Below are 26,681 nucleotides of genomic sequence, written 5' to 3' on the forward strand. Positions count from 1 at the left end.
TTTCTCCCGCCGTTATGCCGAGAGAGCCGCAGATATTTTGCCGCCGTCCGAACGGCGCCGTGAGGTTGGGGGATGAGCAGAGTCAGCAGATGGATGGACGGCTTCATCGATTCGATCGAATGGGTCGCCGCGTTCTTCATTGGCCTGGTGGCATTCGACGTCTTTATCTCGGTGATCCTGCGCTACTTCTTCGGATACACCATCCCCGACGCCTATGATTTCGGACAGCTGCTGCTCGGCATCGTGATTTTCTGGGGCATCGCCGCGACCAGCTATCGCGGGACCCATATCACCGTCGACCTGCTCTGGGCCAACGTGAACAAGACCTGGCAGCGCGTGATCGACGTGTTCGCAACGCTGGTGCTGCTGTTCGTGGTCTCGGTGCAGACCTACACCCTGTTCGACAAGGTCTCGACCACCTACGGCGCCAACGTACAGACGTTCGACATGCGCATCCCGGTCTGGCCGTTCTTCGCGATCGCATGGATCGGCGATCTGGCCGCCGTTCTGCTGATTGCCGTGCGCACCTACCGGCTGATTTTCCATCCCGAATTGATGAAGCCGGTCGACGAAGCTTCGAAGTCGGGCGAGTGAGAAATTCCGATGTCTACTGACGCAGTTGCCGTAATCGGGTTCGTGTCGCTGTTCACGCTGATGCTGCTGCGCGTGCCGATCGGCATGGCGCTCGGCCTCGTCGGGGTGACCGGCTTCGGCTATCTCACGTCGATGAGCCCGGCGTTGAAGATCGTCGGCCACACAACCATGCGGACGGTCACCGACTTCAACTACGCGGTGGTACCGCTGTTCCTGCTGATGGGCGCATTTGCGACCACCTCGGGCATGAGCCGCGAACTGTTCCGCGCCGCGAATGCCTTCATCGGCCATCTGCGCGGCGGGCTCGGTATCGCCACCATTCTTGCCTGCGGCGGCTTTGCCGCAATCTGCGGCTCGTCGGTCGCCACGGCAGCCACCTTCTCGCGCGTCGCCTATCCTGAGATGCGCCGCTTCAACTACCCGGAAAGCTTCTCGGCCGGCGTCATCGCGGCCGGCGGCACGCTTGGCATTATGATCCCGCCGTCGACGGTTCTGGCGATCTACGGGATCATTACCGAACAGGATATCGGCAAGCTGTTCATCGCCGGCGTCATTCCCGGCATCCTCGCGGTCATCATGTACGCTGCCACGGTGTCGATCATCGGCTGGACGAAGCCAGGCTTCCTGCCGGCGGGCCCGCGTTCGTCCTGGAGCGAGCGCGTCGAAAGCATCAAGGGCGTCTGGGCCACCTTGCTGCTGTTCGCCTTCGTGATCGGCGGCCTCTATGGCGGCATGTTCACCGCGACCGAAGCGGCCGGTGCCGGCGCCGGAGGTGCCTTCATCATCGGCGTCGCTCGCGGGCGGCTTAACGGCAAACAAATCCTGCAATGCCTGCTCGAGACCACCCGCACCACGGCGGCGGTGTTTACAATCCTGATCGGCGCGCTGCTGTTCGGCTATTTCCTCACCATCACCCAGACCCCGCAGAAGGTCACCGCCTTCCTGACCGGTCTCGGCATCGGCAATTACGGCGTGCTGACGCTGATCCTGCTCATGTACCTGCTGCTGGGCTGCCTGATGGACGCGCTCGCGATCGTGATCCTGACCGTCCCGATCATCTTCCCGCTCATCAAGGAGATGGGATTCGACCCAATCTGGTTCGGCATCATCATCGTCATGACGGTGGAGCTCGGCCTGATCCACCCGCCGGTGGGCATGAATATATTCGTCATCAAGAGCGTTCTCGAGGACATCAAGATATCGACGATTTTCATCGGGGTGATCCCGTTCATCATCACCGACCTGATCCGGCTGGTCATCCTCGTCCTGTTCCCGGCGCTGGCGACCTGGCTGCCGTCGCATATGTAGCGGGCAGCTTGTCGCACCATGGCGCGGCGGTTTGAGGGGCCAAACCGCTGCCTTTTATAATTGTGCCAAGGTGCTAAATACCGGACAGACAGCTCACGATTGTCCGGCGGCAGAGGCTCATGGAACGTTCATTCAAGAAGGAAGTGCAGTCCCTGCGGCTCGGCGAGGGCCAGACCTTCCACGGCGAGGGCATCCTGGCCGTGACTAAAGCGTTGCTGCAATCCGGGGTGTCCTATGTCGGCGGCTATCAGGGCGCGCCGGTCTCGCACCTGCTCGACGTCATGGTGGACGCGGAGGATTACCTCAAGGAACTCGGCGTCCATGTCGAGACCTGCACCAACGAGGCCTCCGCCGCCGCCATGCTCGGCGCCTCGATCAACTACCCGATCCGCGGCGCGGTGACCTGGAAGGCGATTGTCGGCACCAACGTCGCCTCCGACGCGCTCTCCAACCTCGCCTCGCCCGGCGTCATGGGTGGCGCCATGATCATCGTCGGCGAGGATTACGGCGAAGGCGGCGCCGTGATCCAGGAGCGCTCGCATGCCTATGCGCTGAAATCCTCGATCTGGCTGCTCGATCCCCGTCCGGACCTGCCGAGCATCGTGCGCATCGTCGAGAAGGGCTTCGAATTGTCGGAGGCGAGCCACGCCCCGGTGATGCTCGAATTGCGCATCCGCGCCTGCCATGTCACCGGTGCGTTCGAGGCAAAGGACAACATCAAGCCGGCCATCTCGGAACTCAGCCGCACTTCGCCCGCACCGCATAACTTCGCGCGGCTCTCGCATCCACCGGTCACCTTCGTCCATGAAAAGCTGAAGGTCGAGCAGCGCATGCCGGTGGCGCGCGACTTCATCCAGCGCGAGAAGCTGAACGAGTTCTTCCCCGGCGACCTGAAGGATATCGGCATCATCGTGCAGGGCGGCCTGTTCAACGGCACGCTGCGCGCGCTTGAGCGGCTGGGCCTAGCCGACACCTTCGGCGAATGCCGCGTGCCGGTGCTCTGCCTCAACGTCACCTATCCGCTGGTGCCCCAGGAGATCCGCTCCTTCTGCGCCGACAAGAAAGCGGTGCTGATCGTCGAGGAAGGCTTCCCGGAGTATATCGAGCAGATGGTCGCGACCGAGTTGCGGCGCGGCGACATCCAGACCAGGCTTTACGGCAAGGACGTGCTGCCGCCGGCCGGTGAATATACCCAGGAAGTGCTGATGCGCGGCCTCGCGCAATTCCTGATCGAAGCCCGCCCCGCCCGTCTCGATACCGCAGCCGTGGGCGATCGCATCAACAAGCTGACCGCGCATCTTCCAGCCGTGTCGCATGCCTTGCGCGACATGCCGCCGCGGCCGCCGACATTCTGCACCGGCTGCCCAGAGCGTCCGGTCTTCTCCGCTCTCAAGCTGACACAGCAGGAAACCGGCAACGCGCATATCTCGGCCGATATCGGCTGCCACTGCTTCGGACTTTTCGCACCATTCAGCATGGGCAATTCCGTTCTTGGCTACGGCATGTCGCTGGCAAGTGCGGCCGCGGTCGGCCCCAATACCAACAAGCGCCCGATCGCGGTGATGGGCGATGGCGGCTTCTGGCACAACGGCCTGATCACCGGCGTCACCTCGAACCTGTTCAACAAGGGCGACGGCCTGCTGATCGTGTTTCAGAACGGCTACACCTCGGCGACCGGCCTGCAATACATGCCTTCATCCAAGGCCAGCCGCTCCGGCGAAGGCCAGACCGCCGATATCGAGCAGACGCTGAAAACCATGGGCGTCAAATGGCTGCGCAAGGTGCGCACCTATTCGGTCGGCAAGATGATGGCGGCCATCAAGGAAGCGCTGGCCAGCGCAGAGCATGGCCTGAAGGTCATCATCGCCGACGGCGAATGCCAGCTCGCGCGGCAGCGCCGGGTGCGCGCCGAGGATGCTGCAAAGCTGACGCGCGGCGAGCGCGTGGTCCGCACCAAGTTCGGCGTCGATGACGAAATCTGTACCGGCGACCATTCCTGCATCCGTCTGTCCGGTTGTCCCTCGCTGACGGTGAAGCCGTCGCCCGATCCGCTGCGCACCGATCCGGTCGCCAGCGTCATCGAATCCTGCGTCGGCTGCGGTCTCTGCGGCGAGGTCGCGCATGCCGCGGTGCTCTGCCCGTCCTTCTATCGCGCCGAGCTCGTGCGCAACGCAACCTGGTGGGATCGCACCCTGTTCAGCATCCGCCGCACCGTGATCGGCTGGTTCGGCGGTCGTCCGCGTGAGGCCGATATGCCCGCAGGCGCGGTGCCTGCCGCTGCGCGCGAACAGGTGACCGCATGACGAAAGAGCAGCGTCCCGTCACCATGTTGATCGCCGCGCTTGGCGGCGAAGGCGGTGGCGTGCTCACCAACTGGATCATGTCGGCCGCGGCCGATCTCGGCTTGCCGGCGCAATCGACCTCGATCCCGGGCGTCGCCCAGCGCACCGGCGGCACGACCTATTATATCGAGATCTACCCGACGCCCTGGCATGAACTCGGACTGCGCCGCCCGGTACTGGCGCTCGCGCCCGGCATCGGCGACATCGACGTGCTGGTATCCTCGGAGTTCATGGAAGCGGGACGCTGCATCGCCAACGGCTTCTGCACCCCCGACCGCACATTGCTGATTTCCTCGACCAGCCGCTTCTACGTGATCAACGAGAAGATGGCGCTGGGCGACGGCCGCTTCGACGATGCACGGCTGCTCGATGTTGCAGAGAAGAATGCGCAGTCGCGCATCCTGTTCGACATGGAATCGGTCGCCAAGGAAGCCGGCGCCATGATCAACGCGGTGATGCTCGGAGCCATTGCCGGCTGCGGCAAACTGCCGATCCCGGTGGAGGCCTTCGAGCGCGCAATTCGCGCCGAGGGCAAGGCGGCGGAGGCCAACCTGCGCGGCTTCAAGGCGGGGCTGACAGCGGCCCGCACCGAAGCCACGACCTTCCGCCGGGCGTCCGAAGGCAAGCGCCGCGAGAAGCCGCGCAACGATCTCGCCAGCCTGGAGCGCGAAATCCGCGAGACCATGCCGCAATCGGCACAGGACGTTGTGATCGAAGGCGTGCGGCGCCTCGCCCGTTTCCAGGACGACAATTACGCCCGCCTGCTCCTCGACCGGCTTGCTCCGGTGCGCGATATCGAGGCGCAGATGCATGGCGACGGCAAGCTTCTGCGCGAAACCGCGCGCCATCTTGCGGTCCGGATGTCGTTCGAGGACCTGATCCGCGTCGCGCAGGCAAAGATCGACCCGGCGCGCATGCAGCGGATCGAGCAGGAGCTGGGCGCCAACAACGGCGAGCCGTACAGCGTCACTGAATTTCTCAAGCCGGGCATCGAGGAGATGTGCCAGGTGCTGCCGCATGCGCTGGCGCGCCGGATCATCGCCTATTCCGAGAAGCGCGGCTGGCTCGATAAAGTGCATGTCGGCATGTACGTGAAAACCACGTCGGTCACCGGCTACCTGCGTTTCTGGCTGCTCGCCAAGCTGCGCCCCCTGCGCCGCTTCATGCATCGCTATGTCGTCGAGCAGGCGCAGATCGAGTCCTGGCTGGCGACGATCCTGCAGGCGGCGCGGCTGTCACCCGCGCTGGCGCTCGAAGTCGCCGAATGCGCGCGGCTGATCAAGGGCTACGGCTCCACCCACAAGCGCGGGACCGAGAACTTTCAGACCATCGAAACGCGCCTGATCCATCCAGCCCTGCAAGGCCAGATCCCGGTCCAGGACGCCATCGACGGCATTGCCAGCGCCCGCACCGCGGCGCTTATGGACCCCGAAGGGCAATCGCTGGCCAAGTGTCTGGACGAGTTCGATGCGCGCCTGTCATTCCGCATCGCTGCGGAATAGCCCGCATTCCCGAGCGGCATTGTAACCCCATCGGTCGTCCGCTAGAGCTAGCGCCGCAAGATCAAAGCCCCGACCCGTTTCGCGCAGCGAGGCTGCCTGGAATGCCGAAAGCCGGGGCGCCGTCGAGGAAGCGCGAACACGCATGGCCAAACAGCAAGGTGACCGCGCCCCGATCGCGGCCGAGATTTTCCTGAAAACGCTGTCCGAGCATGGCGTCGATTATTTCTTCTGCAATCCCGGAACCGATTTCCCGCCGATCGTCGAAGCCTTCACGCGCGCCGAAGGCAGCAATGCCAAGCTCCCGCAGCCGGTGCTGGTGCCGCACGAAAACCTCGCGGTGGCGATGGCGCATGGCGCCTATCTGATGACCGGCCGTCCCCAGGCCGTCATGGTCCACGTCAATGTCGGCACCGGCAACACCATCAACAATGTCACAAATGCCGCCCGCGACCGGGCGCCGTTGATCCTCGCTGCCGGGCGCACGCCCTTCACCGAAAAGGGCAGCTTCGGCTCGCGCAGCCGCTCGATTCACTGGGCGCAGGAAATGTTCGACCAGGCCGGCATGCTGCGCGAACTGGTGAAGTGGGACTACGAGATGAAAGTCCCGGAACAGGCCGCCGACGTGGCCGCCCGCGCCTTCGAGATGACCATGACGTCGCCGCGCGGCCCGGTCTATCTGGTGCTGCCGCGCGAGCCGCTGTCCGCGCCGGTCTCGGACACGCTGTCATCCGCGCCACGGCAATTGCCGTCTCTGGGACATCCCGATCCGCATGCGATCGAGACGCTCGCGGGATGGATCGCCACGGCGCAATCGCCGCTGATCATCACCTCGTCCGACGGCGATCCGCGCGCGGTCGCGGCGCTTGCAAAGCTCGCGGAGACTTACGCGCTGCCCGTGGTCAATCACAATCCGCGCGTGGTCACCTTGCCGTCGAGCCATCCGATGCATGCGGGCTATGATTCCGGCCCGCTGGTGCCGGAGGCCGATCTCATCATCAACGCCGAATGCGACGTCCCGTATTATCCGCATTACGACAAGGTCAAGAGCGGCTGCCAGGTCGCGCATGTCGGCGAAGACCCGACCTATCAGCGCTACCCGATGCGGTCGTTCCCGAGCGATCTGTCGATGGTGGCGCGATCGGCCGACGTGTACGAGGCGCTGCATGCGGCGCTGGAGAAGCACCGGCCGGGCATGGCGTCCGCCATCGAGACGCGCCGCAACAAGATGGCCGAGCGCCGCAAGCTTCGCGCGGAGAAATCGGCGACGGAGGCGCGTGGCTCCGCTGACAAGATTACGCCGGCCTATCTCAGCCATTGCATCGGCGAAGCGTTCGGCACCGACGCCATCATCTTCAACGAATACCCGCTCTCGCTCGAGCATTGTCCGCGCGACAAGGCCGAAAGCTTTTATTCGCTCGGGCCGGCAGGCGGGCTTGGCTGGGGACTTGGCGCCGCAATCGGCGCCAAACTCGCAGCACCGGAAAAACTGATAGTCGCCACGCTCGGCGATGGCAGCTACATGTTCGGCAATCCAACGGTGAGCCACTGGGTGCAGCAGAAGTTCAACCTTCCGATCCTGTCGATCATTTTTAACAACAGCCGCTATGGCGCGGTCCGCAAAGCTACGCTGTCGATGTTCAAGGACGGCGTTGCCGGCGAGACCGATGGCCGTTTCCTCGCCGATCTCGACCCATCCCCGCCATTCGACGAATTCGTGACGGCGCAGGGCGGACATGGCGAGCGCGTCGAGCGCCCCGAGGATGTACCGGCTGCACTCGCCCGCGCCCGCGATGCTGTCATGAAGGACAAGAAGCAGGCGCTGCTGAACGTCATCACCCCGTACTGAAACCACTCGACCACCAATCCGTCCTAACGAGGTTCCCTCCGCATGCGTATCGACGCCTTCAATCACTTCTTCCCGAAAGCCTATTTCGAGAAACTGCTGGCCAGCGGCCTGCCCGATATCGGCAAGCGCGCCACCGAATTACCGGCGCTGCACGACATCGAACATCGCCGCAGGATCATCGGCGGCTTCAAGGACTACAAGCAGGTGATCTCGCTCGCGGCCCCTTCGCTCGAGCAGCTCTCCAAGGGCGATCCCGATCTCGCGGTGGAGTATGCGAGGATCGGCAACGACGGCATGGCCGAGCTGTGTCAGAAATATCCGGACGAGTTCGCGGGCTTCGTTGCGCAGACGCCGCTCACCGCGAAGGATGCCGGCGTTGCCGAAACCACCCGCGCCATCAACGAACTCGGGGCCTGTGGCACGCAGATTTTCACCAATGTCAACGGCAAGCCGCTCGACCGTCCGGAATTCCGGCCGTTCTTCGCGGCGATGGAAAAACTCGACAAGCCGATCTGGGTGCACCCCTCGCGCGCCGCGAACTTCCCGGATTATCTCGACGAGAAAAAGTCGCTTTACGAAATCTGGTGGACCTTCGGCTGGGCGTATGAGACCGCGGCGATGATGTCGCGCCTGGTTTTCTCCAAGATGCTGGACGACATGCCGAAGCTGAAGGTCATCGTCCATCATTTCGGCTCGATCGTGCCGACTCTGGAAGGCCGTATCGGGCCCGGCTGGGATCAGTTCGGCGCCCGCACCTCGGATGAAGATTACGGCGCGCTGCTCAAGAGCCTCAAGAAGCGTCCGCTCGATTATTTCAAGCACGACTTCTATCCGGACACCGCGACCTTCACCTCCGAGGGCGCGATGAAGATCGGCTTCGGCTTCTTCGACTTCGACAAGGTGATCTTCGCGTCGGACTGCCCGTTCGATCCTGAGAAGGGCACGATGTATATCCGCGAGACCCTCCGCATCCTCGACGAATACGGCATGCCGAAGGAGGACCTCGACAAGGTCTATTACAAGAATTTGGAACGGATCACCGGCAAGACCTTTGTGAAATAGCGATTCCGGCCGCAAGAAGCCGAACTCTGAAGACTGCGCCGGGCTTGTCCCGGCGTTTTCTTTTGCGGGGGACGCCGCCTGTGAACGCCGCCCCCAAAACTCATGCCTGTGCCGTTTTGTTCTGCTAGCGTGCCCGTCACCATGGATGCCCCACACAAGCCAACACCGGCCGAAGCCGCGCCCGACACAGCGCGCGTGACGCAAAAGGCGAGCGACGATGCCGCTCGCGTCACGCCAATGATGGAGCAATTCATCGAGATCAAGGCCGCCAATCCGGATTGCCTGCTGTTCTACCGGATGGGCGATTTCTATGAGATGTTCTTCGAGGACGCCGAAATCGCGTCGCGCGCACTCGGCATCGTGCTCACCAAGCGGGGCAAACATCTCGGCAATGACATTCCGATGTGCGGGGTGCCGGTCGAACGCTCCGACGAATATTTGCACAAGCTGATCGCGCTCGGACATCGCGTCGCGGTCTGTGAGCAACTGGAGGATCCGGCAGAAGCGAAGAAGCGTGGGGGCAAGAGCGTCGTGCAGCGCGGCGTGGTCCGCCTCGTCACGCCCGGTACGCTGACGGAAGACACGCTTCTCGATGCCAGGCGCAACAACTATCTTCTTGCGCTTGCACGCGCTCGCGCCTCGTCGGTGGAAGATCAAGGTCGTTTCGCGCTGGCCTGGATCGACATTTCGACCGGCGAGTTCAAGGTCACCGAGAGCGACGCGGGTCAGCTCGCCGCCGAAATCGCCCGCATCGATCCCGGCGAGATCATCGTTTCCGACGCACTTTATGCCGACGCAGACATCGCGCCGCTGTTGCGCGCGTTTGAGCATGTGATGCCGCTGACGCGCGACGTATTCGATGGCGCGACAGCCGAGCGCCGGCTGGCGGACTATTTCAAGGTCGCGACCACGGAGAGCTTCGGCCCGCTGTCGCGGCTCGAACTGACCGCGGCCGCGGCCTGCGTCACCTATGTCGAGCGCACCCAATTCGGCAGGCGGCCGCCATTGTCGCCGCCATTACGCGAAAGCGCCGGTGCGGCACTGGCGATCGATGCCGCCACGCGCGCCAATCTCGAACTGATCCGCACACTGTCAGGAGAACGCCGGGGCTCGCTGCTGGCGGCCATCGACCGGACGGTCACCGCGGCCGGATCGCGTCATCTGGCGCAGCGCCTGGCCGCGCCGCTCACCGATGCGGATGCCATCGAACGCCGGCTGGATGCGGTGGCGCTGTTCGTGTCCGATCCCGCGATACGCGGCGATATGCGCACGAGCCTGAAGTCTGCGCCCGACCTGGCGCGCGCGCTGTCGCGCCTTGTGATCGGACGCGGCGGACCACGCGACCTTGCCGCGATCCGCGACGGACTTGCAGCCGCATCGACGCTGGCGGCGCAGCTCTCAAGCCTTCCCGATCTCCCGCAGGAGATTGCGGAGATCGCACGCGAATTGGGACGGCCGGCGCAAGGCCTGCTCACTGAATTGTCGGCGGCGCTCGCCGAGGAATTGCCGGCGCTCAGGCGTGACGGCGGATTCATCCGCGAGGACTATGATGGCGCGCTCGACGAGACGCGTGCGCTGCGCGACCGCTCGCGCAAGGTGATCGCGCAATTGCAAGCCGGCTATGCCGAGGAAACCGGCATCCGCATTCTCAAGATCCGGCACAACAACGTACTGGGCTATTTCGTCGAGGTCACCGCGCAGCACGGCGACAAGCTGATGGCCGCACCGCTCAATGCGCGCTTCATCCATCGCCAGACGCTGTCCGGTCAGGTGCGCTTCACCACCACCGAACTCGGCGAGCTGGAAGCGAAGATCGTCAGCGCCGCCGACCGCGCGCTCGGACTTGAAATCGAAATATTCGACCGGCTGGCAGCGCAGGTGCAGGCGGCGAGCGACGACATCATGGCGGCAGCCGGAGCGCTCGCGGCGCTCGACGTCGCAACCGCGCTGGCGGCGCTGGCCGTCGAACGCGATTACGTGCGGCCCGTTATCGACCGTTCGCAGGCCTTTGTGATCGAAGGCGGCCGCCATCCCGTGGTCGAGCAATCCCTGAGCGAGCCTTTTATCGCCAATGACTGCGACCTATCGGCGCCACCGCCCAAGGCCGGTCAGGAGGCCCGCGAAACCGGCCGCATCTGGCTGCTCACCGGGCCGAACATGGCCGGCAAGTCAACCTTCCTGCGTCAGAATGCGCTCATTGCAATCCTTGCACAGATGGGAAGCTTCGTACCGGCGCGGCGCGCGCGGATCGGGATCGTCGACCGGCTGTTCTCGCGCGTCGGCGCCGCCGACGACCTCGCCCGCGGCCGCTCCACCTTCATGGTCGAGATGGTGGAGACTGCCGCGATCCTGAACCAGGCGACCGAGCGCTCGCTGGTCATTCTCGACGAGATCGGGCGGGGCACCGCGACGTTCGACGGCCTGTCGATCGCCTGGGCCAGCGTCGAACATCTGCACGAGGTCAATCGCTGCCGCGCGCTGTTCGCCACGCATTTCCACGAACTGACCGCGCTGGCCGCGAAACTGCCGCGCATTCATAACGCCACCATGCGGGTCAAGGAATGGCAGGGCGAAGTCGTGTTCCTGCATGAAGTCGTGCCGGGCGCCGCGGACCGGTCCTATGGCATTCAGGTCGCCAAGCTCGCAGGCTTGCCGGCGAGCGTCATCGAGCGCGCCAAGGTGGTGCTGGCCGAGCTCGAGGCCGAGGATCGCGGAAGACCGGTGCGGGGCTTCGAGGATCTGCCGCTGTTCCAGGCGGCGCGCCCCGCATCATCGGCCCAACCGGCGCCGCTCGACAACGTGATCGCGGCACTGCAGGCGTTGCATCCCGACGAGATGTCGCCGCGCGAGGCGATGGAGGCGCTGTACGCCCTGAAGGCCAAGCTGTCCTCGGCGAAAGATTAATCCATCGGCAGGCGCGCGCTGAGCTGCGTGCGCCAGGCCCAGAGCAGCGCATTCCACAGCAGCGACGCCATCAGCGCGACCAGCAGCGCCCACCACTCACCCAGCGGCACCGCGAGCAAATGGACCGCGAGGAAGGCCGGGATCAGTCCCAGCATCGGGATCTGGGCATGGGCGATCACATTCGAGGTCGCAGGCCCGCCGATGCGGTTGTGCAGGATGACGATGAAACTCGACATCGCAATCGGGAATACGGCGAAAATGCCGGACGCAGTCGCACCGATCGAATGGCTCAGCGTGGTCACGATGATCACAAAGACCGACACGGCGGCGGCGCGCAGCGGGATGTCATAGCGACGCCGCACCACGGCAGCTTTCGGGAACGAGGCTGCCCGCGCCTGCGCCGTCGCCCAGATCGCGACTGCGCCGACCGCCAAATTCAATGCGATCGCCTGCCACATCGTGAAATCAACGCGGCTCAATGTCAGCGCGCTCGCGAACCAAATAACAAGCGCGCCACCGAGGCTGACGATCAGCGACGACTTGCGAGCCAGCAGCGCATATATCGCTGCAAAGGTCACGCCGGCAGCGTTCGCCGTCAAACTGCCGAGTGCCGATTTCGAGATGAAGTCGGGCGAATGCTCGACCGACATCACGATATAGGCCGCGCCGACCGATGTCGGCAGCGACGCAATCATCGCGCCCAGAAAGGCGCCGCCGCGCTCGACGATCAACGAGGCGGTGACGATGATGGTCGACGTCAGCGCTGCCTTGAGCAGCAGCGAGAGCCAGAAATAATCGGACGGGGACATGCGGACGTTTGAAACCGGAGGTTGTTGTTATGTATCGGAGCCAAGCCGCGTATGCCAGCCCTCGCCAGCCAGCGAAGCGTGTTTATGAGCAGGACTGGTCATTTCGAAACTCAATTCGGCGCGAGCACGAGGCGGCCTATCACCTTCCCGTCCTTCAGGTCGCTCAGGCTTGCATTGACGCTATCGAGCGGGCGGACCTCAACCGGCATCCATGGCAATGATGCCTTGCCAAGAAGCGCGATGAGTTCCTTCAGCTCGGGCAGGCTACCGGTATAGGAGCCCTGCAATGTCATCGCCCGCATCGGAATATAGGGCGTCGGCAATGTGATTTCGCCGCCATACAGACCAACCACGATCAGATGGCCGCCCTTTGTCAGCAGATCGATTCCCAGCGTCACGGAGGAACCCGAGCCGACGAAATCGACCACAGCCCAGATCCTGTCATTGACGAGCGCCTGAACCTGCGTCGCAACATCGGCGGCCCGCCCGTCAACCACCGCAAGCGCCCCGGCCCGCATCGCTGCCTCGCGCTTTGTCGGGTCGATATCCACGACGATCGCGCCTCGCGCGCCCATAGCCCGCAGAATGGCAAGCGCCATAAGCCCCACGCCGCCGGCCCCGATCACCACGACCGGTTCGGTCTTCGGCAGATCGCCGAATTTCTTCAGGGCGCCGTAGGCCGTAAGGCCGGAACAAGCGAGTGGCGCGGCCTGCTCGGGCGCCAGATCGCCGTAATCGACGAGGCACCGCGGATGAGGCACCAGGAGATGATCGCTGAAGCCGCCGGGCCGGAATGCGCCGACGAACTGCGGCTTGAGACAAAGCTGTTCGTCGCCGCGCCGGCAGACCGCGCAGGCACCGCACCCGATCCAGGGATAAACCAGACGTTCGTCGCCGATCGCGACGCCGCTGACTTCAGGACCGACCGCAACCACCCGTCCGACATTCTCGTGTCCAAGCGTCAGGGGAAGCTTGAGCCCGCGGTCGGTCAGCCGCATCACTTTGCCGCCGCCGATGTCGTAGACGCCCTCCCAGAAATGGATGTCGCTATGGCAAATCCCGGCAGCGGTCACCTGCAGCAGAACTTCGGTGCCCACCGGTACCGGCGTTGGCTGCTCGCGCAGTTGCAGCGGCGCACCACATTCGCACACTTCGTAGGATCGCATGTTCGCTCCCCCGTTTCGGCGAAAGGCTTGCCCGCTCCCGGGCGCCCGCTTCTTTTGTTGCCGTTAACCACTGATACTGCTGGGCTTTTCATAGCACCTCCAACCGACGAGGCACATTAAACTTCGTCAACCGGCGCGCTTAAGCCCGTGACAGCCGCCAAGCGCTCCGGTATCCCCTTCGGCATGCTGTCACCGGACCAGACATCCCGCGCCGCAGGGGAGGTTTTTGACTCCACCGCCGCCGCGCTCGAGATCGAGGCGCTGGCCTCGACCTATTCGGGGCGCGACCGCGAACTGCGCACGGCTGTTGCCCAGTTCATGAAAGGCGAACTGATCCGCGGCCGGGAAAAGGCTGAGCAACTCCTGCTGAAGGAACGCCAGGGGCGCCGTTGCGCCGAGCGGCTTTGTGCGATGCAGGATGAGATCATTCGCGTCCTGTTCGAATTCGCGAGCAAGCATCTTTACCCGTCCGAGAATCCGTCGGAAGCCGAGCGTATGGCCATCGTCGCGACCGGCGGCTATGGACGCGGATTGCTGGCTCCGGGATCCGACATCGATCTCCTGTTCCTGCTGCCTTACAAGCAGACCGCCTGGGGCGAATCCATCGCCGAAGCGATCCTCTATTGCCTCTGGGACATGGGCCTCAAGGTCGGGCATGCAACGCGCTCGGTGGATGAATGCGTTCGCCAGGCAAAGGCCGACATGACAATCCGCACGGCCGTTCTGGAATCCCGATTCCTGAACGGCGATCGCACTCTGTTCGACGAACTCGTGACCCGCTTCGACCACGACGTAGTGCGCGGCACCGGTCCGGAATTCGTCGCGGCCAAACTCGCCGAGCGCGAAGAACGCCTGCGCCGCACCGGCCAATCGCGCTACCTGGTCGAGCCCAATGTCAAGGACGGCAAAGGCGGCCTGCGCGATTTGCACACGCTGTTCTGGATCGGAAAGTATGTTTACCGCGTGCGCAATGTCGAAGAGCTCGTCGATCACGGCGTGTTCGACAAGGACGAACTGAAACTGTTCCGGCGCTGCGAAGAATTCCTGTGGTCGGTGCGATGCCACCTGCATTTCGTCACCGACCGTCCGGAGGAGCGGCTGTCCTTCGACATCCAGCGCGAGATCGCAGTCCGGCTCGGCTATACCGAACATCCCGGCATGCGCGACGTCGAGCGGTTCATGAAGCACTACTTCCTGACCGCCAAGAATGTCGGCGATCTGACCGCTATCCTGTGCGCGGCCCTTGAGGCCAATCACACCAAATCCGCACCGATGCTCGGTCGGATGATGGCGCGTCTGCGGCCCAATACCGGACGCCGGGCGCTTTCCGAATCCGACGATTTCATCGTCGACAATAACCGGATCAATATCGTCAGGCCCGACGTCTTCGAACGCGATCCGGTCAATCTCATCCGGATATTCTATCTCGCGCAGAAGCACAATCTCGCGTTCCATCCCGATGCGATGCGGACCGCCACTCGGTCGCTGTCGCTGATCAACAAGGAGGTGCGCGAGAACGCCGAGGCCAACCGGCTGTTCTTTGAAATCCTGACGTCGCGCAACGATGTCGAGACAGTTTTGCGCCGCATGAACGAGGCCGGCGTGCTGGGTTCTTTCGTGCGCGCGTTCGGCCGCGTCGTGGCGATGATGCAGTTCAACATGTATCATCACTATACGGTCGACGAGCACCTGATCCGCTGCATGGGCGTGATCTCCGAAATCGAGGCCGGCACCAACGAAGAATACGGGCTCGCCAACGAGCTGGTAAAAAAACTGCCGCCGCGGCAGCGCGCGCTGCTGCGCATCACGTTATTCTTGCACGATATTGCGAAAGGACGGGTGGAGGATCACTCGATCGCCGGCGCCCGGGTGGCGCGGCGTTTCTGCCCGCGCCTTGGTCTCACCAATGCCGAGACCGAAACCGTCGCATGGCTGATCGAAAACCATCTGGTGATGTCCACGGTGGCGCAATCGCGCGATCTGTCCGACCGCAAGACCATCGAGAATTTCGCGGCGATCGCCCAATCGCTCGATCGGCTGAAGCTGCTGCTGGTGCTGACGACGGCGGACATCCGCGCGGTCGGACCGGGCGTCTGGAACGGATGGAAGGCGCAGCTGCTGCGGACCCTTTATTATGAAACCGAACCGGCGCTGACCGGCGGCTTCTCGGAGGTCAATCGCGAGCGGCGTGTTGCGATGGCCCAGGCTGAATTCCGCGACGCGATGAAGAATTGGCCGACCCAGGAAGTGGACGGCTATATCGCACGTCACTACCCGGCCTATTGGCTCAAGGTCGATCTGCCGCGCAAAGTTGCGCATGCGCATTTCCTGCGCGAGGCGTGGAATTCGGGAAAGACGCTCGCGACCCAGGTCTCGTTCGACGCCGCCCGCGGCGTGACCGAGCTGACCGTCATCGCACCCGATCACCCCCGTCTGCTATCGATCATTGCAGGCGCCTGCGCTGCGGCGGGTGGCAACATCGTGGATGCGCAGATCTACACCACAACCGACGGACTGGCGCTCGACACCATCTCACTGACGCGCGAATTCGAGCATGACGAGGACGAAGGCCGCCGTGCCGGCAGGATCGCCGATACCATCGAGAAGGCCCTGCGGGGCGAAATCAAGATGCCCGATGTCGTGGCGCGGCGGGCCCTCCCGAAAGGGCGGCTCAAGGCCTTCGTGCTCGAGCCGGAGGTCAATATCAACAACGAATGGTCGAACCGCTATACGGTCGTGGAAGTCACCGGCCTCGACCGGCCGGGGCTGCTTTATGAACTGACTGCGACCATCTCCAAGCTTTCGCTCAACATCACGTCGGCGCATGTCGCGACGTTTGGCGAACGTGTGGTCGACGTGTTCTATGTCACCGACCTGCTCGGCGCGAAAGTCGCCTCGCCGACGCGGCAGGCCGCAATCAAGCGCGCGCTGCTCGCCCTGTTCGCCCGGCCTGCATCGGAGACCGCGACCCGATAGGCCGATCCCGGCTTTCCAGGCGAGCAAGAAAAAGGCGCCGAAGCATTGCTCCGGCGCCGCAAGATTCCAGCCGCTTGGCCGATTATTTCTTCTTGGGGGCCGGCTTGACAACCCAGATGCTCTGCCAAGCGTAATACGGCTGCATCATCGCGGCATAGACCAGCTTCTGGCCGGCAGCATTCGGGTCGGACGGTGCCTTGGCCTTCTTCGCCGCGAAAGCAGCGGTCGGTGCAGCAGCGAGCACAACGAGAGCGAGCAGTAGAGCGCCTTTGCGCATGGTTTCAATCCCCCAGAGTTTGAACCCACCGGCAGGTCCGGTGCGGTCGGGGATCATGCATAAATCCGCGGTCTTGAGAACACGAAAGTCCCCTGTTTACAGCCATTCTCATCACTGTGTTGAATGCGTCGCATGCGCGTCACCAAGCCCAGCCCGCTGCCTTAACCGGCCCTTAAACCGGGTCCCGTAGCGTTGGCTGCCGAACCGCGCGGCGCCCCCGCCGCGGGGTCCGGCGGGGGATGGCTTTGGGACGGCGAAGCAAGTCCGTACGCCGCGAGCCAAAGTTCGATGTCGGCGTTCCCAACCGCGAGTTGCGCGCCGATCCGCAGGACAGGCTTGCCGGCAGCGAAGACCAGGAGCGTCGCGTGAAGAGCGCGCGCACGCGCAGCCGTGCGGCCAAGACGGCATCGTCAAAGCCACAGCAAAAGCCCGCCGGGAAAAAGGGACGGCGGCGTTCGTTTCTGGGCCGCATGATCTATTGGAGCATCGTGCTCGCGCTGTGGGGCACCATCGCCCTGATCGGCCTCGTGGCATGGGTCGGCGCGCATCTGCCGTCGATCCAGTCGCTCGAAGTTCCCAAGCGCCCGCCCTCGATCCAGATCGCGGGCACCGACGGTCGCATTCTCGCCGTGCGCGGCGACAGCGGCGTCTCGGCGAAGCTGACAGAACTGCCCGCCCACGTGCCGCAGGCCTTCATCGCGATCGAGGACCGCAGATTCAAGTCGCATTTTGGGATCGACCCGATCGGCATCCTGCGAGCGGCGGTCGCCAATGTCATGCACCGCGGCGTTTCGCAAGGCGGCTCCACGATCACGCAGCAATTGGCCAAGAACCTGTTCCTGACCCAGGACCGGACCTGGACGCGCAAGCTGCAGGAAATCGCTCTGGCGCTGTGGCTCGAGCGCAAATTCACCAAGGACGAGATTCTCGAACTGTATCTGAACCGGGTTTATTTCGGCGCCGGCGCCTATGGAGTGGAGGCTGCCGCGCAGCGCTATTTCGGCAAGCATGCGCGCCACACCACCTTGTCGGAAGCCGCGATGCTGGCGGGCCTGGTCCGCTCGCCGTCGCGTCTTGCGCCGACCCGCAACCCGAACGGGGCCGAGCGGCGCGCGCAGGTGGTGATCACGGCCATGGCCGATGCGGGCTTCATCGGCGACCAGGCGGCCAAGATGGCGATCCTGCAGCCGGCGCATGCGCTCAAGCAGAAGACCACCGGCTCGATCAATTACGTCGCCGACTGGATCATGGATGTGCTCGACGACCTGATCGGCCGGGTCGAGGACGACATCGTGGTCGAAACCACGATCGATCCGGCGTTGCAATTGCTGGCCGAACAGGCGTTGTCGGAAGAACTCGCCATGCGCGGCGGCAAACTCGGCGTCGAACAGGGCGCCGTGCTGTCCATGTCGCCCGATGGCGCAGTGCGGGCGATGATCGGTGGCAAGGATTATTCGGAAAGCCAGTTCAACCGCGCGGTTGCGGCAAAGCGGCAGCCCGGCTCTGCATTCAAGCCGTTCGTCTATCTTACGGCGCTTGAGCGGGGCCTGACGCCGGACACGGTGCGCGAGGATCGCCCGATCGTGGTGAGAGGCTGGCGCCCGGAAAACTACACGCGCGAATATCACGGCCCGGTGACGCTGACCCAGGCGCTGGCAATGTCGCTGAATACGGTGTCGGTGCGCCTCACGCTCGAGTTCGGAGCGACCGCCGTGACGCGCACCGCGCACCGGCTCGGCATCGCATCGAAGCTCGAGCCCAATGCCTCGATCGCGCTCGGCACCTCGGAAGTCTCCGTCCTCGAAATGGCGTCGGCTTTCGCAACCTTCGCCAATAACGGCATGGCGATCACGCCGCATGTGGTCGAAAGCATCCGTGGCAAGGACGGCAAGGTCCGCTTCCAGCGACGACCGCAAAGCCTCGGCCAGATCGTCGAGCCGCGCTATGTCGCGATGATGAATACAATGATGCAGGAAACACTGCTGACCGGCACCGGCCGCAAGGCCGATCTCGGCGGACGGCCAGCCGCCGGCAAGACCGGCACCAGCCAGGATTTCCGCGACGGTTGGTTCGTCGGCTACACCGCGCAGCTCGTCACCGCGGTCTGGCTCGGCAATGACGATTCCTCGCCGACCAAGAAGATGACGGGCGGCGGATTGCCGTCGGAAATCTGGGCGCGCTTCATGAAGAATGCGCATCGCAACGTGCCGGTCGCCAGCCTGCCCGGCGTGCATGGCGGCATCGCCACGCCCTTCCCCGGTGCGCCGTCGCAGACTTATGGCCAGGGTTCGCAAGATTCGTATCAGGGCTCATATCAGGACTCTCGCCCGGTGCCGCCGGGATCGATCCCCGGACGCGGCGCACCTGCACCGGCCGGCCGCAACGATGGCATGGACAGCTGGCTGCTCGACCGCCTGTTCGGCCGCAGATAGGTTTCTTTGCATTGACGCGTTTTCTTCACGCGAACCGGTACCCACTTCGCTCGAAAACGCTTTAGACCCGCCTCGACGGCGCGAGCCACAGGACGAGCCACAGCAGCAGTACCAGCGCCGCCATCGCCAGCACGGCCAGTGCCGCCGGCCAGGCGCCCGACGCGATCGACGCCACTACCCAGGCGCTCAGGGTGGCTGCACTCACCTGCGGCGCAAAGCCGAGCAGCGACGACGCCGCCCCGGCGCGCTCCGCCGCACAGGACAGCCCGCCCGCCATGGTCTGCGGAAACAAGAGACCGAACCCAACCAGATTGATCCCGACCGCGATGGTGACCGGGATCACCGAATTCAGGTCGAGCGCGACCGCGGCGCAGATCGCCAGCGCGCCGGCCAGCATAACCACGGCGCCCATGCCCATTGTGCGGACGATACCGGTCCTGACCACGATCCGGGTCGCGATCATGGTGCCGATCAGATAGCCGACGGCGCTCGCGGAAATCGACAGCGACATCAGGAACGGCGTCAGGCCGTATCGCTTCTGATAGAGGAACGGCATCGACGCCAACCACGCGATCAGCCCGGTATAGGATGCGGCTCCGATCATCAGATACAGATTGAAGTCGCGGATGCGGATCAGGTCGCGGTAGCCTGCCAGCATCGATGACAGCGACATCGCCACGTCCGGCTTTTCGGTGAGCGTCTCCGGCATCTTGCGCACCACCATCGCCGTCAGCGCGACCCCGAACACGAGCAGCGCGGCAAAAGCCGAACGCCAGCCGAACATCGCATGCAAGGCGCCGCCGATCAGCGGCGCCGAGACCGGACCGAAGGCCATGACCAGGCCCATCATCGACAATTCCTTGCCGGCGCGCGCGCCGCTGTAGAAATCGCGCACCACGGCGCGCGCCAGCACGATCGCACCGGAGCCGCCGAAGGCCTGCAGCACCCGCGCGCCGATCAGCACGTCGATGGACGGCGCCAGCAGGCAGATCAGGCTGCCGAGGCAATAGCAGCACAAAGCCACCATCAGGCCGGAGCGCCGGCCGTACCAGTCCGAGATCGGGCCATAGCTGATCTGGCCGAGCGCGAAGCCGACGAGATAGCCCGACAAGGTCAGTTGCACCTGCGACGGCGACACGCCGAAGGCGCGGCCGATATCCGGCAAGGTCGGCAGATAAAGATCGGTCGACAGCGGCGCGAGCGCGGTCAATGCGGCGAGCAGCGCAGTCAGCGCGAAGGTGTCGGGCTTCAGCATCGAAGAGTGACGGCGTCTCAACGCCGCGGCTGGCGTCTTCCATCGACCGGAACGTCGGGCTCGATCCTTGCCCGCGGCGAACCATAGCGGTGAAGCTCAGGCCCGTGCATGTCAAGCCACGCTTTTGCACGCCTCACATTCGGACACAGCCGGTCCACCACCCGCCAGAAACGCTGTGAGTGATTCATCTCGACCAGATGGGCGACCTCATGGGCGGCGAGATAATCGAGCACGAAGGGTGGCGCGAGAATGAGCCGCCAGGAATAGGACAGCACCCCGGTGGTGGAGCACGAACCCCAGCGGCTCGACGGATCGCGGATCGAGACCGTCTTCACCGACACGCCCAGTTTCTGGGCCAGCGCGCGGCTGGCCTGTTCGAGATCCCGCCGCGCCTCCTTGCGCAGGAAATCGCCGACCCGCCGGTCGATATGCGGCACCTCGCCAGCGACGCACAGCCGACGCTCGCCGTCGTCACCAGTCTCGACCCAGACCGTGCCGCGCTCGCCCTTGCGATGGACGATGCGGTGCGGCTGCCCGCGCAACGGCACCACGCCGCCATGCGCGAACGGTTCGGCCGCGGGCAGATGATGCAGCCGCGACGCGATCCAGCCGCCGTGCTTCTGGGCGAATTCCCTGGCTTCCTTGAGACAGCCGCGCGGCGGCATGGTCAGCACGACCTCGCGGGTCGCGGCCTGGATACGCAGCGTGTAGCGGCGCGCCTGCCGGTGCCGGCGCACGCGCACCAGATAGATGTTCTTGTCGTGGACGACCTGGATCGCCTTCGGTTCGGCCGGTCGCCGGTACAGGAGCGCGCGGAGCGGCATGTCACCCTCGACTGCTTCGGCCTGCGATACTGCCATAGACCGGTTGCCAAACATCCCTTCGGGCAAAAAATAAAACAGACGCCGGCCAAGGTAGGAGGCGGCGGCGGACACACCATATCTTGATTGAAAAAGTGGATAAAGATTCATTCCTTCGTCCAGCCGGGGTGCCCTCTGGCGGGCGGGCGCGAATCATCGCCGCCGCGATGCCTTGCAGCATCCGGGTTGCGATGGGTGGACGCAAACCGGAACACCCGGCTTGCATCGAGAGGGGCGGACGGCGCGCCGACAGACGCAGGGCCGTTCCTGAATGCCGCGCCCCATTGCTGAGACGCAGCCGCCTCTCGGCGCACCGTCCTGGCGGCGTTCTTATCCCGGCGCCGGGCCGCGCTTTGCCTCCATGCGCCTTGATCTGCGCATGGCGTCAGCCAGCTCCTGGCAGGGGTCCCTAGTGACCCCGGGCGGAGCCCCGGCGCCGCCCGAGTGCTGGATTGCGAATCCAGCCCGCAGGCGCCGCACCCTGCTCCGCCATCAAGAACGCCTCCGGACGGCGCCCCTCATTGAGCAAGGCAATAGGACTATAATGCTAATAGGAATATTGTCAAGACGCCCGACGGTGCTCGGGACGGGCGACCACCAGGCACACCCGTCATTGCAAGGAGCGAAGCGACGAAGCCACCCATCGCAGCACCGAAGGGCCCCGTGGATTGCTTCGCTGCGCTCGCAATGACGCGAGAGGAAAGCGCAGAGGCGAAACAGCGGTCGATTACGACGCTGCGCGTTCGACGACGCGGGGGAATTTCGCCGCCGCCTTGCCCTGCTTGCTCTGGCTGGTCAGCATGAAGTCGGAAATGCGCGGCGCGATCTCGGAGCGGAAGCGCGAACCGTTGAACACGCCATAATGCCCGACGCCTGGCTGCACGTAATGCGCCTTGCGATCCGGCGGAATGTTGGTGCAGAGCTTGTGCGCCGCTTCGGTCTGGCCGAGACCGGAGATGTCGTCCTTTTCGCCTTCGATCGTGAGCAGCGCAACATTTCGGATGGCCGACGGATCGATCCGCACACCGCGATGCATCATCTCGCCTTTCGGCAGCAGGTGCTTGACGAACACCGTGTCCACCGTCTGCAGATAGAACTCAGCGGTCAGGTCCATGACGGCGAGATACTCGTCGTAGAACTCGCGATGCTTCTGCGCGGAATCGCCGTCGCCCTTCACCAGATTGAAGAACAGGTTCTTGTGCGCATCGAGATGCCGGTCGAGATTCATGCTGACGAAGCCGTTGAGCTGCAAAAAGCCCGGATAGACTTCGCGCATCACACCCGGATGCGGGAACGGCACCTTGGTGATGACATTGCGGCGGAACCAGTCGATGCCGCGGTCCTCGGCGAGCTTGTTGACGCCGGTCGGGTTGACGCGGGTATCGATCGGCCCGCCCATCAGCGTCATCGAATGCGGCACATACGGATCGCGCTCCGCTTCCATCCGCGCGACCGCAGCCAGCACCGGGACCGACGGCTGGCATACCGCGATCAGATGACAATCGCCGCCAAGCGCATGCAGGATCGAGATGATGTAGTCAATATAGTCGTCGAGGTCGAAACGGCCTTCGGCGAGCGGCACCAGACGCGCGTCCACCCATTCGGTGATGTAGACGTCATGGTTCGGCAGAAAGGCCTCGACGGTGCCGCGCAACAGCGTCGCGTAATGCCCGGACATCGGCGCCACGATCACCACCTTCGGCTGCGGACGACGCGGCGGCGATTTCATCACCCGCTCGAAATGCAGCAGCCGGCAGAACGGCCGCTCCCAGACCGGCGTGATATGCACGTCGACGCGCTCGCCGCCGACCATTGTGTCGTGGATGTCCCAGTCCGGCTTGCTGTAGCGGCGAGTGAAGCGCTCGAACATTTCCGCCGATGCAGCGACGGTCTTGCCGAATGTGGTGTGCGACCACGGATTCAAGGGATTCTTGAGATAGAGGCGGGTGACATCGGAGAACGCCCGCGCCGGATTGAGCGCGGCGTGGCTCATCTCGTAGAGCCAGTACATGCCGGTGGAAACGACGGGGCCGGCCTCGACGGGCAGGTCAGGTGCGGCGCCGAATTCCCCGATTGCGATGTTCTTTTCCGGCATTCTTTGCGTTCTCTCGGCTTTTTCTCGGCCCCGGGTCATTTTGCAACGCAACATCCGGCCTTTTGTTCAAGACGTCAATATAGGCGAAATACATTCCCAAGTGCTTACGAAATCATCATTCGCCGCTCTGCACCAGCGATCCCGCAATCCTCGCGCTGTGGAGAAGTGCCAGAAACCCAATGATCGCGGCGATAAAATAGGCCGCATTCAGCGCGAAGGCCCACACCATCAGGTCGGCCCGGAAGGTGTGGTCGATCAGCAACGCGCGCATGCCCTCGAACACATAGGTCGGCGGCAGCAGCCAGGCCACCGGCTGCAACCATGCCGGCAGCACCGCGACGGGATAATACACGCAGGCCAGCGGCAGCAGCAGGAACATGATGGTCCAGGCCATGCTCTCCGCGCCCATGCCATTGCGCAGGACGATGCCGGATACGAGGATACCGACCGCCCAGCTTGTCAGGATCAGGTTCATGAAGAACACCGCGAGCGCGAATCCCAGGCTGTAGAGATTGAAGTCGAAAAACGCGAACGCCATGATCGTGACCGGCACCATGCCGATGGCGAGCCGCACGATGCTCATGATCATCAGCGCGCAGATGAACTCGACGGGGCGCAGCGGGCTCATCATCAGATTGCCCATGTTGCGCGCCCACATCTCCTCGAGAAACGAGATCGAGAATCCGAGCTGGCCGCGAAACAGGATGTCCCACAGCAGCACCGCGCCGATGAAGGTGCCGCCCGCCTTGGCGAAGAAGCCGGCATTCTCCGACACGTAAAGCTGCAGGAAGCCCCACATCAGCATCTGCACCGCCGGCCAGTAGACCAGTTCGAGCACACGCGGCCAGGACGAGCGCAGCAGATACCAGTAGCGCAGGACCATCGCGAAGATGCGGGCGGGCGAGAACGCGATCGCCTCGCGCACCGGATATTGCCGCGGCTCGTTCGTCATGTCGCCGCTCCGGCTGCGAGATCCTGCGCCTGCCTTCGGTCGCGCGCGATGTCGAGGAACACCTCTTCCAGGCTCTCGCGACCGTAGCGCGCCAGCAGCTTTGCAGGGGCTTCGTCATCGACGATTTCGCCGCGCTTCATCATGATGACGCGATCGCAAAGCCGCTCGACCTCGGCCATGTTATGCGACGCGAGCAGGATGGTGGCGCCGCGCTCGCGGCGATAGCGCTCGAGTTCGGCGCGCACCCAGTCCGCGGTATCGGGATCGAGCGAGGCGGTCGGCTCGTCGAGCAGCAGGATTTCCGGATGGTTGAGCAGCGCCTTGGCGAGCGACACCCGGGTCTTCTGTCCGGACGACAGCTTGCCGGTGGGACGATCCAGGAAAGCGTTGAGATCGAATTGCGCCGCGAGTTCGCGGATGCGTTCGCGGACCGGTGACACACCATAGAGCTTGCCGAACACGGTCAGGTTCTGCCGCACCGTGAGCCGCATCGGCATGTCGACATAGGGGCTCTCGAAATTCATCCGGTGCAGCACGCGATGGCGCTGCCGCGGCATCTGCGCGCCGAGCACGGCGACACGGCCGGAGGTCGGCGTCACCAGCCCCATGATCATGGCGATGGTGGTGGTCTTGCCGGCGCCGTTGCCGCCGAGCAGCGCGGTCACCGACCCCGCCGGAAGCGCGAAGGAGATGCCGCCGACCGCCATGCCGCCCTTGTAGATCTTGACGGCGCGGTCGAGCGAAATGGCAGGTTCGGCAGCGTTCATTGAGACCCGGGCGGCTGGTCCCGACCATGTGCCCTCCTGCTCTCGGAAGCGCAAGGGTACGGGGCGCATGGGACGCAAACGGACGGAAACACAAGAGGCCGGGGCCGCGCTCATTGACGCTGCGCGCAATGGCCTCGTTTTATGCTACGAGCCGCCTGACTAGAACGTGAGGCATGTTACCGATGGACCTCGAGCGCCTGCCCATGCCCCGCCGCAACGTGCGGCTCGATACGCTGGTGCGCCTGCGCTGGCTGTCGATCATCGGGCAGACCGCCGCCGTGCTGGTGGTCTATTTCGGGCTTGAATTCGACCTGCCGATCTATGCCTGCCTGTCGGTGATCGCGCTGTCGGCGTGGCTGAATATCGCGCTCCGCATCCGGTTCCAGCAGGCGCGGCGGCTCGAGCCGAGCCGCGCCGCGTGGCTGCTGGCCTTCGATATCGGCCAGCTTGCCGTGCTGATGTATCTGACCGGCGGACTCGACAATCCGTTCTCGTTCTTCTTTGCCGGTCCGGTGCTGCTGTCGGCCACCGCGCTGCCGGCGCGCATGACCATTCTGATCGGCCTGCTGGCGATCACCTGCGCGACACTTCTGATCTTCTTCCACGAGCCGCTGCCCTGGTCGGAAGACTACGGTCCGATGCCGGTGCTGCCGAATCTCTACATGATGGGCGTCTGGTTCTCGATCGCGCTGGCGATCTTCTTCATCAGCATCTATGCGTGGCAGATCAGCGAGGAATCGCGCCAGCTCATCAATGCGCTCGCGGCGACCGAACTGGTGCTTGCCCGCGAACAGCACATCACCCAGATCGATGGACTGGCCGCCGCCGCCGCGCACGCGCTGGGCACGCCGCTATCGACGATCTCGCTGATCGCGCGCGAACTGGAGCGCGAGATCGATCCGAAATCGCCGCATGCCGACGACGTCAAAATGCTGCGCGAGCAGGCGCAACGCTGCCGCGACATTCTCGCCAAGCTCAACGAATTGCAGGCCGAAGGCGTCCCGTTCGACGGCCTGCCGCTGTCGAACCTGCTGGAGGAGGTCGCGGAGCCGCACCGGCATTTCGGTATCGCCATCGACGTCAAATTGCCCGCCGGCCAGCCTTCGCCGGTCGCCGCCCGCAATCCGGCGATCGTCTACGGGCTGGGAAACCTGGTCGAGAATGCCGTCGATTTCGCCCGCGAGCGCGTCGAGATTGCAGCGGATTGGACCGCCGACACCGTGACGGTCGTCGTCAGCGATGACGGTCCGGGCTTCGCCCCGGAGGTCATCAGCCGCATCGGGGAGCCCTATGTCCGCAGCCGCAGGCTGCGCCGCATGTATGCCACCGGCGAAACCGGAATGGGGCTCGGTTTCTTCATCGCCAAGACCCTGCTGGAGCGCACCGGCGCCAAATTAACTTTCGTCAACAAAGCCTTGCCCGAGAGCGGCGCCGTGGTTGCCATCCGCTGGCCGCGTTCGGTTTTCGAGTTTACCGGCCCGGCCGAGCTTGAGCAGAAGGCTGCAAGTACCTAATTATGGAAGATTGGCGGCTT

At 64.1% G+C, this 26,681-nt stretch carries 18 protein-coding genes; 10 read left to right on the forward strand and 8 right to left on the reverse strand.

Going from position 1 to position 26,681, the window contains the following annotated elements:
* The first annotated feature begins 72 nt into the window (after positions 1 to 72).
* The 7 genes from AC5I5I_RS02165 to mutS all read left to right on the forward strand — a co-directional run bounded on the left by AC5I5I_RS02165 (position 73) and on the right by mutS (position 11,558).
* Positions 73 to 594: a TRAP transporter small permease gene (locus AC5I5I_RS02165; RefSeq protein ID WP_495969474.1), complete on the forward strand. Its 522-nt coding sequence runs from the start codon at positions 73 to 75 to the stop codon at positions 592 to 594.
* A gap of 9 nt (positions 595 to 603) precedes the next feature.
* Complete coding sequence (locus tag AC5I5I_RS02170; RefSeq protein ID WP_495969475.1) at positions 604 to 1,902, forward strand: TRAP transporter large permease; 1,299 nt, start codon at positions 604 to 606, stop codon at positions 1,900 to 1,902.
* A gap of 119 nt (positions 1,903 to 2,021) precedes the next feature.
* A complete protein-coding gene (locus AC5I5I_RS02175; protein ID WP_495969476.1) occupies positions 2,022 to 4,205 on the forward strand; it encodes a thiamine pyrophosphate-dependent enzyme in 2,184 nt (727 codons plus the stop codon).
* Entirely contained in the window at positions 4,202 to 5,746 is a 1,545-nt protein-coding gene (locus tag AC5I5I_RS02180; RefSeq protein WP_495969477.1) for an indolepyruvate oxidoreductase subunit beta family protein, read from the forward strand. The genes AC5I5I_RS02175 and AC5I5I_RS02180 overlap by 4 nt, the downstream gene beginning before the upstream one ends.
* Positions 5,747 to 5,888: 142 nt before the next feature.
* Entirely contained in the window at positions 5,889 to 7,592 is a 1,704-nt protein-coding gene (locus tag AC5I5I_RS02185; protein ID WP_495969478.1) for a thiamine pyrophosphate-requiring protein, read from the forward strand.
* A gap of 42 nt (positions 7,593 to 7,634) precedes the next feature.
* On the forward strand, positions 7,635 to 8,654 hold the full coding sequence (locus tag AC5I5I_RS02190; protein ID WP_495969479.1) for an amidohydrolase family protein: 1,020 nt from the start codon (positions 7,635 to 7,637) through the stop codon (positions 8,652 to 8,654).
* Between the two features lie 141 nt (positions 8,655 to 8,795).
* Positions 8,796 to 11,558: a DNA mismatch repair protein MutS gene (gene mutS, locus AC5I5I_RS02195; RefSeq protein ID WP_495969480.1), complete on the forward strand. Its 2,763-nt coding sequence runs from the start codon at positions 8,796 to 8,798 to the stop codon at positions 11,556 to 11,558.
* On the opposite strand, the gene AC5I5I_RS02200 is transcribed toward mutS, so the two are convergent.
* On the reverse strand, positions 11,555 to 12,367 hold the full coding sequence (locus AC5I5I_RS02200; protein WP_495969481.1) for a hypothetical protein: 813 nt from the start codon (positions 12,365 to 12,367) through the stop codon (positions 11,555 to 11,557). The genes mutS and AC5I5I_RS02200 overlap by 4 nt on opposite strands.
* A 110-nt stretch (positions 12,368 to 12,477) precedes the next feature.
* Complete coding sequence (locus tag AC5I5I_RS02205; protein ID WP_495969482.1) at positions 12,478 to 13,533, reverse strand: alcohol dehydrogenase; 1,056 nt, start codon at positions 13,531 to 13,533, stop codon at positions 12,478 to 12,480.
* Positions 13,534 to 13,716: 183 nt separating this feature from the next.
* Between AC5I5I_RS02205 and AC5I5I_RS02210 the strand changes: the two genes are divergently transcribed.
* Positions 13,717 to 16,509, forward strand: a complete 2,793-nt coding sequence (locus AC5I5I_RS02210; RefSeq protein WP_495969837.1) for a [protein-PII] uridylyltransferase — start codon at positions 13,717 to 13,719, stop codon at positions 16,507 to 16,509.
* A gap of 82 nt (positions 16,510 to 16,591) precedes the next feature.
* Here AC5I5I_RS02210 and AC5I5I_RS02215 read toward each other — a convergent pair whose 3' ends face one another.
* Positions 16,592 to 16,843, reverse strand: a complete 252-nt coding sequence (locus AC5I5I_RS02215) for a hypothetical protein (protein WP_495969483.1) — start codon at positions 16,841 to 16,843, stop codon at positions 16,592 to 16,594.
* A 182-nt stretch (positions 16,844 to 17,025) separates the two neighbouring features.
* Between AC5I5I_RS02215 and AC5I5I_RS02220 the strand changes: the two genes are divergently transcribed.
* A complete protein-coding gene (locus AC5I5I_RS02220) occupies positions 17,026 to 19,218 on the forward strand; it encodes a transglycosylase domain-containing protein (RefSeq protein WP_495969484.1) in 2,193 nt (730 codons plus the stop codon).
* Positions 19,219 to 19,279: 61 nt separating this feature from the next.
* Here AC5I5I_RS02220 and AC5I5I_RS02225 read toward each other — a convergent pair whose 3' ends face one another.
* From AC5I5I_RS02225 to AC5I5I_RS02245, 5 genes are all read right to left on the reverse strand, one after another.
* Positions 19,280 to 20,473, reverse strand: coding sequence for a multidrug effflux MFS transporter (locus AC5I5I_RS02225; protein ID WP_495969485.1), 1,194 nt, complete (start codon positions 20,471 to 20,473; stop codon positions 19,280 to 19,282).
* Positions 20,474 to 20,490: 17 nt separating this feature from the next.
* Positions 20,491 to 21,333: a M48 family metallopeptidase gene (locus tag AC5I5I_RS02230; protein WP_495969486.1), complete on the reverse strand. Its 843-nt coding sequence runs from the start codon at positions 21,331 to 21,333 to the stop codon at positions 20,491 to 20,493.
* Positions 21,334 to 22,060: 727 nt separating this feature from the next.
* Positions 22,061 to 23,428, reverse strand: a complete 1,368-nt coding sequence (locus AC5I5I_RS02235; protein WP_495969487.1) for a polyhydroxyalkanoate depolymerase — start codon at positions 23,426 to 23,428, stop codon at positions 22,061 to 22,063.
* A gap of 115 nt (positions 23,429 to 23,543) precedes the next feature.
* Positions 23,544 to 24,380, reverse strand: coding sequence for an ABC transporter permease (locus AC5I5I_RS02240; RefSeq protein WP_495969488.1), 837 nt, complete (start codon positions 24,378 to 24,380; stop codon positions 23,544 to 23,546).
* Positions 24,377 to 25,147 carry an ABC transporter ATP-binding protein gene (locus AC5I5I_RS02245; RefSeq protein WP_495969489.1) on the reverse strand — a complete coding sequence of 257 codons (771 nt, stop codon included), beginning with the start codon at positions 25,145 to 25,147 and terminating at the stop codon, positions 24,377 to 24,379. Before AC5I5I_RS02245 ends, AC5I5I_RS02240 begins: the two co-directional genes overlap by 4 nt.
* A 173-nt stretch (positions 25,148 to 25,320) precedes the next feature.
* Between AC5I5I_RS02245 and AC5I5I_RS02250 the strand changes: the two genes are divergently transcribed.
* Positions 25,321 to 26,661 carry an ActS/PrrB/RegB family redox-sensitive histidine kinase gene (locus AC5I5I_RS02250; RefSeq protein ID WP_495969490.1) on the forward strand — a complete coding sequence of 447 codons (1,341 nt, stop codon included), beginning with the start codon at positions 25,321 to 25,323 and terminating at the stop codon, positions 26,659 to 26,661.
* The last annotated feature ends 20 nt before the right edge of the window (positions 26,662 to 26,681 follow it).

The sequence above is a fragment of the Pseudorhodoplanes sp. genome (genome assembly GCF_059499825.1).